Genomic DNA, 13,745 nt, shown 5'->3' on the forward strand with positions numbered 1-13,745 from the left:
AGGCCCGTGACGAGATGTTTGCCGGGATGAAGAATGAGGACAAGGTGCGTGACAGAACCGGTCTTGGTGCAATGGATCGCGAACTCTCGCTCTATGAGATCGCACAGATGACCCGTGCGGGAACGGCAAAGACGCTTGGTCTCTCCCACATGTATGGGTCACTGACACCCGGCCTTGAAGGCGATGTTGCTGTCTATGATTATAACCCCCAGACCGCATCAGATCCGGAATCAATTGAATCTGCGTTTGGCAATGCCGCGTTCCTCTTCAAGCAGGGTGAGCTGATCATCAATGACGGCGAGATTGTTTCCAACGGCAACAAGAGAACACTCTGGGTGAATGTGAAGACGAACGAGAATGCACAGGTCGAGCGCGATATCGCCCTGAAGTTCAACAAGTTCTACACGGTCTCACAGAAGAACTACGAGGTGTATGCACACCACTATGTGCCTAACCCGTACGTATTCGAGATCGATGCAACTGTCTGAGGTTTGGAGTTGCGATGATCCTCTCGTCTGAATGCACCAGTCCAAATGACTCGAATCTCGCGTTGAAGCTGGGGGGGGAACCCCTCCCCCTCTGCCATACCCTGAAGGAGCGGGTCATAGTCGTTGGGGTGAACTGCACCGATCCGGTTTTACGGATGCTTCTGATGCAGGAGGTACTCGCAGAGCTGTCAGAAGATTTTGGGGAAGACAAAACCTGAGAAAAAGAAGATGGGAGATGATCAGGCTACAGTGAATTTTCTGTTTGCCTCAAGGGTCTCCTGGGATATCTCGGTGACCCGTGTTACCATGCTGGCAACCTCATCGACGCTTGCTGACACCTCTTCTGTACCGGCTGCGGTATCGCCAGCTTCATGAGCAGTCCTCTCCATAAGGGCTGCCACCTCATGGATGCTTGCAGTAATCTCCTCAACAGTCGCTGCCTGCTCTTCTGTCGCACTTGCGACTTCCTCGATGCTGCGTGAAATCTTTCCGACCGAGTCGACGATCTCGTTGAAGGCAAGAATGGTCTGCTGCATCTGATTGGATCCGTCCTTGACGACAGTATTGGCTCTCTTCATTGCATTTGATGCCTTTTCTGCGCCGGCCCTGAGATTTCCGATCATCTCGGTGATATGCTCGGCAGAACTCCGGGATTCGGTTGCAAGGGCTTTGACTTCTGCGGCAACGACGGCAAATCCGCGTCCGGCATCCCCGGCGCGTGCCGCTTCGATTGCGGCATTGAGTGCAAGGAGATTTGTCTGGTTGGCCAGATCCGAAATGACACCAACGATCTTTCCAATTTCCACCATCTGGGTATTGATATCCCTGATGATCCCGTCGATCTCAGCAGTTGCAGTATTGATCTCGCTCATTCCGGCATCTGCCCGTTCTGCGACCTTTGCCCCTTCCTGCGATTTTTCGTCTGCGTTTCGTGAGAGTGCAGCAACAGATTCGGCACTCGCAGTCACCTCCTGGACAGCAGCTGAGAGATCTTCCATTGCCTGAAGGACCTGCTGGGCTGAGTGTGTGGCCTTCTCGATATGGCCGCTGACATTCCCGGTACTCTTTGCAATCTGCTGGGTTCCGGTAGAGACTTCGTCTATGCTTGTTTCAGCTTCACTGGCAGCTTCAACCAATGCCTCCATAAGCCTGTTTGTCCCTGAAATCAGGTATGAGACATCTGCTGAGACTTTGTTTAAGGCATTCTTCACGTCAACGAGGTCCCCACGGACATTCAGTTTCTCATCGATGTGAGCGGTAAAGTCACCGTCTGCAAATGCCCTTGCAACGCGAGTGATCTCTTTGACGGTATTATTGAAGACCTTCCCCATCCGGTCAAGGGATTTCCTGAACTCTTCCCATTCCCCTTTCATCTGTATATTCGTATCAAAGGTCGCTGAGAAGTCTGCATGTGCAAATGAGCCGCATACACGCATTGCCTCCTGAACGGGTTTTGTAACTGCATCGAGCATTTCGTTGAGGCCAAGAATGCATTGCTGGAAATTTCCCTTATGGCGGCTGGTATCTGCCCGGATGGTGAAGTCACCTTCTCTTAATCCCACAGTCGTGGTCTTTGCATCTTCCATCAACTGGTCAAGCGATGCCTTGAGGGTGACCAGGCTTTTATCTATTCTGGCGATTAAAGAGGCGAAATTCTTTGTGTCCTCGTCTGATGGAGTGGGTTGAAGATTAAATGAGGTGTCGCCTTCGGCAGCTTTTTTGAGGTTTGCGATCATCCGGGTGACTTCAGTAACAACAAAAGTATCCTGTTTCATCTTCCGGTTGATCTCTACTGTCATATCACGGCCGCTGCAACGGATTCCAAGAGCCCTGCCATTTGTATCTTTTGCCACAGTGCAGAGAAGTCCCACCCACCGTTCACTTCCGTTCTTATGTTTAATCCTGAATTTTGCCTCTTTCTCCTCCCGTTCACGGACAGCAAGGGCGCCTTTTACCGCATCAAGATCCTCTGATTTGATGATTCTTGTGAACAGGCTCTTATCCTTCAGAAATTCTTCACGGGAATAACCTGTGATCCGCTGGCAGGATGGTGATGCATAGAAAAAAGTTCCGTCTGACCTAAGGAGAAACTCCCAGTCATGGGTTGCCTCGAGGACCTGGCGAAAAATATCGTTTTGTTCTGGCATTGTCATGTACTCTCCAACTCCTTTACTATTGCAGGATATTGATGTTTACGCAGTTGCGAATAGCTCAAGCAATGGGTAATATTCATGGGTTTTATTTGTAATGCTATAAATGTATCCTTCTCTCTTCCGGAAAAACGATATTTACCATTTTCCTGTTAATTTGGCGTATACAGTGTCCTTTCCTCACGACTCCCAATACGGATTATAACTATATGTGAGTTCTTTCTATGCTCCATCTTTCTATGTGCTTATATTCTCGTGATTGCCCTTCTCTGTACTGCAGGGTGCATCCAGCCCGATGCTACGATTCAGCAGCCAATGCCTGATCCGGTTTTAACCCCCTCAAAAGGAACCGGTGGTTCCGGTATCTTCACTGGTCATTCCCAAACCATATATCGTCAGAGAAAAGGATCTCTCCCGCAGACACAGGCAGAGGTGAGGGATCCGGGGATTCCGTACAAAGTCCGGAGAACAACGCTCTATCAGATGAATCTAATAATAGTCGCTGTGGAATAGCCGGCTGAATCATCACAGGATCGCCAGGATCTGAAATATCCTTATAATTATGGTACAACAATTGGTATTAGTATTTAAGTGTTGCAGTGAACGAAAACCTCAAATATCTTCAGGGCTAGTATAGTCCTATACTCATCTGGAGGTGTGAGTCATGACGATCCGAATAAAACCAGCCAAACCTGTGATATCATCAGATATACGGCCATCACGGAGGGTGCGGAGGCTCATGATGAACCAGACGGACTTTCCGGTATCATCTGAAGCTGTGATGAACCTTTTTGTACTTGGTCTTTTGACAATCACGGTTTCGATCACCGGGATCACCCTGGGTGTGGTTCTGAGAATGAGCGGTTACTGATCCTGATTCTCTTTCCCCTCTAAAATCATATTCTTTATGGGCATAGATCGGGGGGAAAACCAGTTATTTTTCATTATCTATAGGATATGGATTCTTTTGCTCCAGTCAGCATTCTCCATACTTTGCCGCTTGATAGCAACGATGACCGGGTCGATATCCCGCACCGTTGTTCCCGCAAACTTCGGTCCTGCTGCCTCTGCAAGAGCATAATGGCCATCGCCCCCGGATGCAAGCCAGCTATTGACAACGACTGTATAGTTCTGCCCCTGTTTTAGCTCATCCCACCCGAAAGTTCCTAAAACCTCTATTCCGCTCACCCGTCCGCCGGGAGTCATAATCTCTGTTAGGTTCTTCCCATCGTATGTGCCGCAGAAGGGCTCTCCTTCTGTATCAATGGTAAACCGGATCCCGGATACCTGGAGGAATCCTCCGGTCGGCGGCCGCTCCCCGGCAAAACTTTCATCCCCTGGAACCCTGAGCGCCGATGCCGAGATCTCGAGTGTCTCCTGGATCTCTTTCTCCGTCATATGTACAAGGACAAGTTCGCTCCCAAACGGAAGAATCTCCTGCATCATCCCCCAGGATACCGGGCCCGCAGGAAATATCCGGTCGCCCCGGATCGATCCTCCATTTATAAACGCAATATCTGCCTCAGGGAACCAGTCACGCCATGCATCGGTGATGAGATCTCCAACCGTGGCTTCGCCCCCTCTTACAATAAGCTTCCTGGTATCCAGTGGATAGGTGATCTCCCCGATTGGTTTCTTCATCTCATTTTTATATGAGGTAATGAAGGGTGCAAGTATTGCAGAAACGGATGCATCCTTCCCGTCCGGTTTGAGTACCTCAAAACTCCACGTGATCATCTCTCTGTCTCTAAGTGTCAGCCTGAGTATCCCGAGGTTATCTCCATATTGACCTGCCTGCACAATAGGAATAATCCGGTTATCCGGGTTTGGCACTTCTTTTTGAAGAACGATATGATCATGTCCGCCGATGATCACATGAAGCCCGGCCACGTTCTCTGCCAGGCGGGTATCCTCAGCTTCTCCCATATGGGAGAGGCAGATGATTACGTCAACATCAGCCTCCTGAAGGGATTTGATTGCATCTTCTGCTGCTTCCAGAGGATCAGTGACCACAATACCGGGTCCAATCGGTGCAATTGAACTCAGTCGTGGTGTCATCAGACCGAATATGCCTATTCTGAGGTCATTCTGCTCAATGATCGTCCATGGCCTTATGGTCTGATTCAGGGTTTCATTCGAACAGATCATATTTGCTGAGACGATAGGAAACCCGGCATAACCGACGGCCCTGGCATATCCACTCTCTCCAAAGCCAAATTCGTGATTTCCAGGGCAGACTGCATCATACCCTGCTTGTGTCATACCCCGATATTCGGGTTCTCCATGAAAGAGGGAATAGATGGCACCTATCAGGTCATCGCCGCTTGACAGAAGGAGGGAGTATTCTTCTTTTGACCGTATTCTGTTCGCTGTTTCAGCAATAGCTTCCAGGCCCGGGCTATCGATGCCCTCCTCTACTCCGGGTGGAAAGATTCTGCTCTTTAGATTGGAAGTCGTCAGGATTGTGAGGTGTATCTCTCTCTCCATTGCGGGCTGAGGGAAGGTAAGTGCTGCGAAGAGAATTATTCCAATAATAATAGCGGCAATAAGCAGGGTAGAACGTGGGGACGGCATAGTGTAGGTTCAGTTCGCCCAGAGAATGGGGATGCGGGGTAACCGGTTATCTGATCACCGGATCGCAGTTCTCCTCCTCGATATCGCATTTGCCGATATACTGGAGATTGAACTTATAGAACTGGGTAAACCCACAGTTCCTGCACCGCACGGTGAAATGGTTACACCCGACAAAGAGGTCATGGATGCCTGTTGTGTGGCAGTTTCTGCATTCAGCTGTCGGCTCAAGGTTCCAGACATCATAACAGGATATCGGTGTGAATGATCCGGTAGTACCGACTTCATGTATTCGGGGGATGAAGACCCTGGTAGCGCCGCAGTTTGAACAGATGACCTGGGCCTGCTGTGGCACCACTTTTATCACCTGATCAGCATCAACATGGCAATGGTAGCAGTCTGTCTTATATTTGGTGTAAATGAAACCGGTCTTCATAAAAGAGATTGAAGACGCACAAGAAGAAAAAAGTACCCCTCCCGAAAGGGTGGGGTAAGATGGTATTTTTTAAAAGGGGTTGTATGTGGGATCTTACATCATGCCGGGCATTCCGCCCATGCCGCCCATTCCACCCATGCCGCCGCCCATTGCAGCCATCTCTTCCTCGCTTGGCATGCCGCCACCCTTTCCGGATGAGGCGATGACATCATCGATCCTGAGGATCATGACTGCAACTTCTGCTGCTGAGGAGATTGCCTGGGTCTTGACGCGGAGGGGCTCAACAACGCCTGCTGCCTTCATGTCTGCGGCTTTTGCTGCGAATACATCAAGGCCGAAGGTCTTGTTGCCCTGCTCATGTGCGGCGCGAAGGTCAACAAGCATGTCGATTGGATCAAGTCCTGCATTCTCTGCGAGGGTTCTTGGGATGATCTCAAGTGCGCTGGCAAATGCTTCGATGGCAAGCTGTGCCCGTCCACCAACGCTGGATGCGTACTCGCGGAGACGGAGCGAGAGTTCAACCTCGGGTGCGCCGCCGCCTGCAACGACCTTTTTGTCCTCGACGACAACACCGACAACGCGGAGTGCATCTTCGATGGCACGCTCAAGCTCATCAACAACATGGTCGGTTCCGCCTTTGATGATGATCGAGACTGCTTTTGGATTGTAACACTCTTCTACAAAGATCATCTCTTCGCCTGAGACCTTGCGCTCTTCGATCTTGCCTGCTTTTCCGAGCTCTTCGGTTGAGATTGCATCGATCGATGAGATAAGGGATGCGCCGGTTGCACGTGCAAGCTTCTCCATGTCGGATTTCTTGACACGGCGGACTGCAAAGATACCTGCCTTTGAAAGATAGTGCTGGGCGATGTCATCGATACCCTTCTGGCAGAAGACAACGTTTGCGCCGGATGCGATGACCTTGTTGACGATTGTCTTGATCATCTTCTCTTCTTCATCAAGGAACATCTGGAGCTGGTCAGGGCTTGTAATGCTGATCTCAGCGTCGACTTCGGTCTTCTTAAACTCGATTGCTGCGTTTAAGAGGAGAACTTTTGCGTCTTTTACGACCTTTGGCATGCCGGAGTGGACACGCTCCTTGTCGATGATCATGCCTTCGATGATCTCTGAGTCGTCTATTGAGCCGCCGACTTTCTTCTCGATCTTGACGTTCTCGGTGTCAACGGTCCCATCCTCATCGGTGACCATTGTGATTGCTTTTACAATGAGTTCGCAGAGTTTCTCTTTTGAAGATTCTGCACCCTTTCCGGTCATTGCGGTCTCGGCGATCTTGGTGAGGATGGCTGTGTCACCCGGTTTAATATCAAAGGCGATCTCCTTTAAGATCTCCTGTGCCTTCTCTGCTGCCTGGCGGTATCCCTGCGCAATCACGGTCGGGTGGACATCCTGCTCAAGGAGGTCCTCTGCCTTCTTTAGGAGTTCGCCGCCAACAACGACTGCTGTGGTGGTTCCGTCACCGACTTCGTCGTCCTGTGTCTTTGCGATCTCGACCATCATCTTTGCGGCCGGGTGCTCGATATCCATCTCTTTGAGGATTGTGACGCCGTCGTTTGTGATAACAACATCACCGATGGTGTCGACGAGCATCTTGTCCATGCCTTTTGGCCCGAGTGTTGTCCGAACTGCAGATGCCACAGCTTTTGCTGCTGCAATGTTCATACCCTGTGCATCGCGTCCCCGTGTCCGGGAACTGCCTTCTTTTAGAATGAGAATCGGTTGTCCACCAAGTTGTGCTGACATGTAGTATCACCAGTGTTTGTTGATAAAGTTGCTTTGTGGTTCTATATAAACATTATTCGGGCATCAGGTCGATGAGATCCGATCCCTGTTCCAGAGAATAGAGCTGTTCTTCACCTATAACAAGCGTTTTTCCAATCTTTCTCTCTTTATTATAGTCGGAGAGGATGCAGAGGGAACGGGCGTGTGCGATCTGGGAGAGGTTCCCGATAAGTGCCGCGCGCCTGAACGTCTTCTGGGCCGTACCAAAACAGGCGAATATTGTGTTTTTTTCGAAGAGGGCAACAAGATGGAACGGAGCACGCCTGAATGGATGGAGTTCCAGCCCCATCTCTATGAGATGTCCTGCAGGCGAGACGGCTTCGATCTCATGGGAATAGATACTCTCTGTGAGATCGTGGGGCCGGTCCTTGAAGAGATCGATCGGCTGGACGATCGCCTCGTCAAAGAGCTCTTCCAGCTTCATTGCCATCTCAAGCGTTGTTCCCATGCCGCTCTCATATTTGCTGATGGTTCTCCGGGAGACGCCAAGGATATGTGCAAGATCCCCTAGCGAGAGATTATGTCGTTCTCTCATCTCGCGGAGGCGCGTCCCGTCGATACCGACATAGAGACCACCTGGAGAGGCATAGACGAGTGGAGGCACTCCTTCAACCAGGTAATCATAAAGTGTTGATGGTGCGACCGCAAAGAGGCCATATCTGAGGTAGACGGCACTCCGTTCAAGCGGTGCATCGCGTGCCCTCTCTCCGATTATGATCGGTACTGCCTTGAGATGGTGTGCCATCGCCTCGAGATCGAATGCGATCTCTTCAGAAACCGAATCAATCTGTGAGACGATCTTGATGATCACAAGCCCTTGTTTACCTGATGCGAGAAGGTCGAAGCTCCGGGGGCGGAGCAGGCATCGTTCAGAGACATCATACCCTGCGGTAAGGAGGATACTGATCACCGTTTGTATAAGCCGCTCCTGTACCATCTCTTCTACAACCTACATGGTGAATCTAAGATAATAAAGGATCTGACGATGTCCCTTATGGGCTGGGAGAGCAGATCTGTAGATATGTGGATCGGGATCGATGATACAGACTCTCCAAAAGGCATGTGTACTACCTACCTTGGTGCTCTCCTTGCCCGCCGCCTTGAGGAGTCCGGGATGGAGATCCGATCCCTCCGGCTCATCCGGCTGAACCCCACTATCATCTGGAAGACCCGTGGGAACGCAGCAATCGCCATTGAGGCAGAGGGAGATCCGGATTATGCATTCAGAATCGCATCAGATCTCATAGAGGTGCTTGCCGATCTCTCCTGCGATAGGACCAATCCGGGTCTTGTTGTCTGTGATGGAGATCGCCCCCCAGCTGCCTTCGCAGAGGAGGCAATCACCGGTTTCTGTACAATTGAAGGTGCAATTGCAGCCTGTAAGAGTGTTGGTGCACGGTATGCACTCTGGAAGAATGGCCGTGGTATCATCGGAGCTGTTGCGGCAGTGGCAGCGGAGCTTGAAGATGCCACATCCGAGTATCTCGTCTATCGCGATCTCCGCAGGCATGAGAGCAGGCGGTATGTTGATCCGTCAAGCCTCCGGCTTGCGGAGGAGATGACGTATCCTGGAACCTGGGATACCTGTGATCCTGGGAATAAGACGATTGTCTGTGTTCCGCATACCCCGGATCCGGTTCTCTTTGGAATCCGGGGAAATGATCCAGTCCATGTTTCGCTTGCAAGGAGCCTGGTCATCTCGGAGATTCCGGTACTTGAGGCGATCTTTGAGACGAACCAGGGAACCGATGCACATCTGATCGCCGGAAAAATTCCGAACCTTGAAGAGGGGAGATCGTATATTGTTGCCGGAACTGTTGCATCCTCTCCAAAAACCGGGATCGGAGGGCATGTCGCCCTTTTGATCTCTGATCATGGTTACTACCTCACATGCATGGCATATGAGCCAACCAAGGGATTCCGTGATATCATACGGGCTCTTCTGCCGGGGGATACGGTTATTGCCTGTGGAAGTTTTAAAAACGGTTCGCTGAATCTGGAGAAGATCCAGATCATCTCATCACCCCCGTTCCGGGTTGAGGATGCCCCTCTCTGTGATATCTGCGGTAAAAAAATGACCTCGGCTGGGAAAGGTAAAGGATATAAATGCCGGGTATGCGGGGCGAGGAGCAGGGAGCCCTGTATCAGCTATCAGGAGAGAACGCTTCATCCGGGGTGGTATGAGGTTCCTCCTTCTGCAAGGCGCCATCTTGCCCGCCCCCTCTGCAGGGGAGAGCCTGTTACTCCGGGTTTTCCAGAGGATTACAGTCGGGAGGATTATATCTGATCCCGTCGACTCTTTGCTGATATGATCGATCTCTTTGCATCTGCTGAGGAGTCGGCTGCATTTACCATAGCCATGATCCGGGATCATCCGGTAAGGGTTCCTCTTTTGATGGGTATGGTTGCTATTTTCCCCCTGATGTATGGGTATACGGCACGGATTTACCGTGGCGGATCAAAACCCCCGGATCTCTCAAAGCCCCTAGAACTCCTCATTGACGGAATCAGGCTTATATTCGTTTCATTCATTTATGCCCTCCCTTTTGTCGGGGCGGTCATCATCGTCGGATCACAGGGGGATCTCCTTCTGAATCTGATCACTCATGCTGAATCCGGCCTTCTCTTCTCAGAGATCGGTGTCGTCTTCTTTCTGATCGTTGGGATCATACTCCTGTATGCTGTTGTCATACTCTTCTCGATGATCGGGGTGATCCGAACCGCCAGAACGAAGAAGATCCGCGATGCTTTTGCATTTGCTGCGATATTGGCTCATATCAGTAGGATTGGAGGCGTCTCATATCTCTCTGCGGTTGTCTTCTATACCGTCATCGCGTTCCTTGCCTCTCTCCCGGCAGGATACATGATGGAACTCTCTCTGCTTGGGTATATCCCGGCATTCTTTATCTATGCAATGGTGACGGTTTTTGCGGCACGGTACTTTACCCTCGTCTTTGAATCCGGCCTCCCCGATTCATCTGATCAATAACCCAACCACGCTTTTTGGCAACAATTCTTCAATCAGAAGCGAGGTTTCATCTCTTCAGGAATAAAAAAACAACTGCATGTCACAGGAACTTACCCTTCATTTTACTGTCCGCGAGGATGCCCAGCAATCTGTTCGCATTCTGAAGAAGTCAGGAGCATCTGCCCGGCTCACCGTTGAGATGACCCTCTCCTCTCTGGAGGTCGCTTTTGGCACAATAGATTCGTTTGGGATGTTTATTGGTTCATTATCTCATGAGAATGAGGGGGATGAAGAGGCGCTTGGGCTCGCTTCTGAGATCGTAAGGCTTGAAGAGGAAGCATTTTCCCGGATCATTTCAGCGATCAAAGAAGATGGCGGCAGCTATCTCAGGACCGCATATGAGAACCCCGATTCACTCTCTGATGAGGAACTGGCTTCCCTTACGCAGGATGCCCGCAGGGTTCTTGAGTATGTCAGAGATGGGTATGTTGAGGAGACAGATGATCGCCTTCACCTCATCAGGGAGGTCGATCCCGGGAGCCATATGGTTGCAGTGCCGATCCCGCTCCTTCTCTTCCCTGAGAAAGAGACACTGGAACGTGCAGGGTTGAGGGGTGAGCGGGTTGTTTCATCAGAGACACTCTTTTCGGTTCATCCAGGGATCGATGTGATCTTCTGTTCGGATCCAACAGATCTCATTGATTCGATCCAGGCAACCAATCCTGAAGAGGAGAGTTTTGTTGCATTTATCGAGCAGTTCTTCCTCCTGCTTACCCTGGCTGATGAGATCGTTTCGGTGATACAGAAGGGCGCAACAACGTTACTTGAGATATCCAGAAGCATCCCGGCACAAACAGTATCCATTGATGAAGAAGCCTATCCTCTCAGGTTTGATGTATCACAGGAGATGGTGCAGCAGCTGGTGGATGCGCTCAGGTCTGCGGGGAGGATCAGTGGTAAGGACGGGCGTTTGAAGGTACGGTAATAACATTTATCATCTCTCCACCCCACTTTCGGTCTGGTGAGAGCATATGGCATACCGATGGAAGAACAGAATCGAGGTTGACGAAGCGGTTGTTGTGGTGATGAATTCTCTTGAGAAGGGTCCGGATATCTCCCCATGGCTCGTCAGAACGATGAACGCTGCGATCAAAGACTCAGATCCGGCTTTTGGCACCTACTTCTTTGAGGAGATTAAAAAGCATGCGCCAGGAGCTGTCCGGTTCTTTGTGACAGAAGAATAACACGTGAGCATAAGGTGGGGGAGATTATATCTCCTCTATTCTCTTGTGATAGAATCCATAATGCATGAAGAGCTAATGGCTTAATCATGCGGGAAGCTAACCTGTATATGGTTGAGTGAGGATGCGACACGAATGTAATGATCCGGTAAGCCAGATGCATATCCGGCCGGGGATGACGGTTTCCGAGCTTGTGGATGCGATGGGTGCAGCTGGTGCATATAACGGTGGATCGCTTGCCGAAGCCGTCTCTATTACCGAGGCGATGTTCTCTGATCCAAAGGCAACCCGGTTCTTTGGCCTTGCCGGGGCGATGGTGCCTGCCGGCATGGGAGGGATCGTCTCGGACCTCCTTGAGTGCGGATACATCGACATCCTCGTCTCGACAGGAGCCAACCTGACGCATGATATCATCGAGGCGATCGGCTGCCACCATTATCATGGGACTGAGATCTGCGATGATGTGGATCTCAGGCACGAAGAGATCAACCGGATCTATGATGTCTATCTTCCGACCGAGGCGTTCGAGCGGTTTGAGGAGTTTATGCAGGATGTTTACTCCGAACTCCCCGAGGGTTCAGTCATCTCAATATCCGCTCTCCTCCGCCATATCGGGGATAGGCTGGACTCCGGGATCCTTGCAACCGCTGCCCGGAAGAATATTCCCATCTATTGCCCGGCGATCCAGGACTCGATGGTGGGACTCCAGTACTGGCTCTTCTCACAGACCGGCGGGGTTGTCATCGATGCGTTCCTGGATATGAAGGATCTGATGAACCGGTGCTTCTCTCTTGAGCGTGCAGGGGCACTCCTTGTCGGCGGGGGTGTTCCAAAGAACTTCATCTTCCAGAGCATGCTGATGACCGAGAACGGTTTCTCCTATGCAGTGCAGCTCACCGGGGATCGCCCCGATCTCGGCGGACTCTCTGGTGCGACCCTTGACGAGGCACGTTCCTGGGGCAAGATTAACGAGGAGGCACGTGCAATGACGGTCTATGGCGATGCAACGATTACGCTGCCACTGCTTATTGCCGCAACTCTTGAGAGGCTGGTAACATGAGTGCCCTGATCCTTGCTCTTGATGCCACCTCACGGAACGAGGCTCTCGCGATTGCAGAATCAACTGCCCGGTATATTGATGCGATTAAGATCGGCTACCCTCTTGTCCTTGGAGCGGGATTGTCGGTTGCCGGTGAGATTGCAGCACTCGGCGTTCCGGTGATTGCGGACTTCAAGGTTGCTGATATCCCAAATACCAACACGCTCATCTGCGATTCTGTCTTTCAGGCAGGTTGTTCTGCTGTGATCTGCCATGCGTTTCCTGGTAGTGACTCGCTTGCCGCCTGTGTCGGGTCAGCACATGATCATGGAGGAGAATGTTTTGTGGTCTGCGAGATGAGCCATCCGGGAGGGGCGGAATGGTTCTCTGGCGGGGTGGCTGAGTCGTTCTGCATGATGGCGGCTGGTGCCGGGGCAGATGGGATCATTGCACCGGCGACCCGGCCCGCACGTGTTGCGGCACTCCGGGAGCTGATTGGGACACGGAAGATCTATTCTCCCGGTGTCGGTGCCCAGGGCGCATCTCCTGAAGATGTAAAAGAGCTCGTGGATGGGATTATCGTCGGCCGTGCCATCTATGGCGCAGCCGATCCGGCGGCAGCCGCAGCAGAGTACTCCCGCCGCTGCCGATGATGAGAAATTCGTTCTGACACCGGTTTGCCGGTGGATGAAGAGCCCTATGAGTCACTCTGAGGCAGCCTGATCCTCTGATGCCTGCTTTTCTTTTTATATCAGGGGAACATTGATGCTCTCTCCGGGTGCATGGCAATTATGCGGCGATGCCCACAATGTGGAAGCAATGATCTCTTTCAGCTCGCCGGCGGGTACCTCGGTGCGGAGTACCGGTGTAAGCGGTGCGGGTACCATGGAGCATTCGTTGTCGAATCCGAAGAGGAGATGCCTCATCCAAAGGCTCCGGATACCGAATCTCGCGGCATGGATATCCCGCTCTGGGTCAGGATACTCGCGATCATCTTTCTTCTTATCATCATCTGGATCGCCCTGCCGCGGTGGTAAGCGCCTTGCATCAAC

General features: G+C 51.4%; 15 protein-coding genes. 10 read left to right on the plus strand and 5 right to left on the minus strand.

Annotation, left to right across the window (positions count from 1 at the left end):
* Together FTO68_RS08535 and FTO68_RS08540 are read left to right on the plus strand one after the other, a co-directional pair.
* On the plus strand, positions 1–488 hold a 488-nt coding region (locus FTO68_RS08535; RefSeq protein WP_255332973.1), incomplete at its 5' end, for an amidohydrolase family protein.
* A gap of 14 nt (positions 489–502) precedes the next feature.
* Positions 503–706 (plus strand): hypothetical protein, encoded by a 204-nt coding sequence (locus FTO68_RS08540; RefSeq protein ID WP_255332974.1) that lies wholly within the window; start codon positions 503–505, stop codon positions 704–706.
* Between the two features lie 21 nt (positions 707–727).
* Here FTO68_RS08540 and FTO68_RS08545 read toward each other — a convergent pair whose 3' ends face one another.
* Complete coding sequence (locus tag FTO68_RS08545) at positions 728–2,641, minus strand: methyl-accepting chemotaxis protein (protein WP_255332975.1); 1,914 nt, start codon at positions 2,639–2,641, stop codon at positions 728–730.
* 661 nt (positions 2,642–3,302) lie between these two features.
* On the opposite strand from FTO68_RS08545, the gene FTO68_RS08550 reads away from it, so the two are divergent.
* Positions 3,303–3,509: a hypothetical protein gene (locus FTO68_RS08550; protein ID WP_255332976.1), complete on the plus strand. Its 207-nt coding sequence runs from the start codon at positions 3,303–3,305 to the stop codon at positions 3,507–3,509.
* Positions 3,510–3,586: 77 nt separating this feature from the next.
* On the opposite strand, the gene FTO68_RS08555 is transcribed toward FTO68_RS08550, so the two are convergent.
* From FTO68_RS08555 to FTO68_RS08570, 4 genes are all read right to left on the minus strand, one after another.
* Positions 3,587–5,212: a bifunctional metallophosphatase/5'-nucleotidase gene (locus FTO68_RS08555; RefSeq protein ID WP_255332977.1), complete on the minus strand. Its 1,626-nt coding sequence runs from the start codon at positions 5,210–5,212 to the stop codon at positions 3,587–3,589.
* Positions 5,213–5,258: 46 nt separating this feature from the next.
* Positions 5,259–5,645: a hypothetical protein gene (locus tag FTO68_RS08560; RefSeq protein WP_255332978.1), complete on the minus strand. Its 387-nt coding sequence runs from the start codon at positions 5,643–5,645 to the stop codon at positions 5,259–5,261.
* A 93-nt stretch (positions 5,646–5,738) separates the two neighbouring features.
* The gene (gene thsA, locus FTO68_RS08565) at positions 5,739–7,406 is read right to left on the minus strand and encodes a thermosome subunit alpha (protein WP_255332979.1); all 1,668 of its coding nucleotides are present in this window, start codon (positions 7,404–7,406) and stop codon (positions 5,739–5,741) included.
* Positions 7,407–7,458: 52 nt separating this feature from the next.
* The gene (locus FTO68_RS08570) at positions 7,459–8,382 is read right to left on the minus strand and encodes a transcriptional regulator (protein WP_255332980.1); all 924 of its coding nucleotides are present in this window, start codon (positions 8,380–8,382) and stop codon (positions 7,459–7,461) included.
* 84 nt (positions 8,383–8,466) lie between these two features.
* On the opposite strand from FTO68_RS08570, the gene FTO68_RS08575 reads away from it, so the two are divergent.
* The 7 genes from FTO68_RS08575 to FTO68_RS08605 all read left to right on the plus strand — a co-directional run bounded on the left by FTO68_RS08575 (position 8,467) and on the right by FTO68_RS08605 (position 13,730).
* Positions 8,467–9,732: a tRNA(Ile)(2)-agmatinylcytidine synthase gene (locus FTO68_RS08575; protein ID WP_255332981.1), complete on the plus strand. Its 1,266-nt coding sequence runs from the start codon at positions 8,467–8,469 to the stop codon at positions 9,730–9,732.
* Between the two features lie 21 nt (positions 9,733–9,753).
* Complete coding sequence (locus FTO68_RS08580; protein WP_255332982.1) at positions 9,754–10,434, plus strand: DUF4013 domain-containing protein; 681 nt, start codon at positions 9,754–9,756, stop codon at positions 10,432–10,434.
* A 76-nt stretch (positions 10,435–10,510) separates the two neighbouring features.
* A complete protein-coding gene (locus FTO68_RS08585) occupies positions 10,511–11,398 on the plus strand; it encodes a hypothetical protein (RefSeq protein ID WP_255332983.1) in 888 nt (295 codons plus the stop codon).
* A gap of 46 nt (positions 11,399–11,444) precedes the next feature.
* Entirely contained in the window at positions 11,445–11,657 is a 213-nt protein-coding gene (locus FTO68_RS08590; RefSeq protein ID WP_255332984.1) for a hypothetical protein, read from the plus strand.
* 121 nt (positions 11,658–11,778) lie between these two features.
* Positions 11,779–12,714: a deoxyhypusine synthase gene (locus FTO68_RS08595; protein WP_255332985.1), complete on the plus strand. Its 936-nt coding sequence runs from the start codon at positions 11,779–11,781 to the stop codon at positions 12,712–12,714.
* Positions 12,711–13,346, plus strand: coding sequence for an orotidine-5'-phosphate decarboxylase (pyrF, locus tag FTO68_RS08600; protein ID WP_255332986.1), 636 nt, complete (start codon positions 12,711–12,713; stop codon positions 13,344–13,346). Before FTO68_RS08595 ends, pyrF begins: the two co-directional genes overlap by 4 nt.
* A gap of 129 nt (positions 13,347–13,475) precedes the next feature.
* Positions 13,476–13,730 (plus strand): hypothetical protein, encoded by a 255-nt coding sequence (locus tag FTO68_RS08605; protein ID WP_255332987.1) that lies wholly within the window; start codon positions 13,476–13,478, stop codon positions 13,728–13,730.
* Positions 13,731–13,745 lie beyond the last annotated feature (15 nt).

It is taken from the genome of Methanocalculus taiwanensis, from assembly GCF_024372745.1.
Taxonomy (GTDB): Archaea; Halobacteriota; Methanomicrobia; order Methanomicrobiales; family Methanocorpusculaceae; genus Methanocalculus; species Methanocalculus taiwanensis.

Coding starts and splice junctions, on each gene's coding strand:
- FTO68_RS08545 (WP_255332975.1), bottom strand. CDS start 2,641: ATGACAATGCCAGAACAAAACGATATTTTTCGCCAGGTCCTCGAGGCA.
- thsA (WP_255332979.1), bottom strand. CDS start 7,406: ATGTCAGCACAACTTGGTGGACAACCGATTCTCATTCTAAAAGAAGGC.
- pyrF (WP_255332986.1), top strand. CDS start 12,711: ATGAGTGCCCTGATCCTTGCTCTTGATGCCACCTCACGGAACGAGGCT.
- FTO68_RS08590 (WP_255332984.1), top strand. CDS start 11,445: ATGGCATACCGATGGAAGAACAGAATCGAGGTTGACGAAGCGGTTGTT.
- FTO68_RS08575 (WP_255332981.1), top strand. CDS start 8,467: ATGTGGATCGGGATCGATGATACAGACTCTCCAAAAGGCATGTGTACT.
- FTO68_RS08555 (WP_255332977.1), bottom strand. CDS start 5,212: ATGCCGTCCCCACGTTCTACCCTGCTTATTGCCGCTATTATTATTGGA.
- FTO68_RS08595 (WP_255332985.1), top strand. CDS start 11,779: ATGCGACACGAATGTAATGATCCGGTAAGCCAGATGCATATCCGGCCG.
- FTO68_RS08585 (WP_255332983.1), top strand. CDS start 10,511: ATGTCACAGGAACTTACCCTTCATTTTACTGTCCGCGAGGATGCCCAG.
- FTO68_RS08560 (WP_255332978.1), bottom strand. CDS start 5,645: ATGAAGACCGGTTTCATTTACACCAAATATAAGACAGACTGCTACCAT.
- FTO68_RS08540 (WP_255332974.1), top strand. CDS start 503: ATGATCCTCTCGTCTGAATGCACCAGTCCAAATGACTCGAATCTCGCG.
- FTO68_RS08605 (WP_255332987.1), top strand. CDS start 13,476: ATGGCAATTATGCGGCGATGCCCACAATGTGGAAGCAATGATCTCTTT.
- FTO68_RS08550 (WP_255332976.1), top strand. CDS start 3,303: ATGACGATCCGAATAAAACCAGCCAAACCTGTGATATCATCAGATATA.
- FTO68_RS08570 (WP_255332980.1), bottom strand. CDS start 8,382: ATGGTACAGGAGCGGCTTATACAAACGGTGATCAGTATCCTCCTTACC.
- FTO68_RS08580 (WP_255332982.1), top strand. CDS start 9,754: ATGATCGATCTCTTTGCATCTGCTGAGGAGTCGGCTGCATTTACCATA.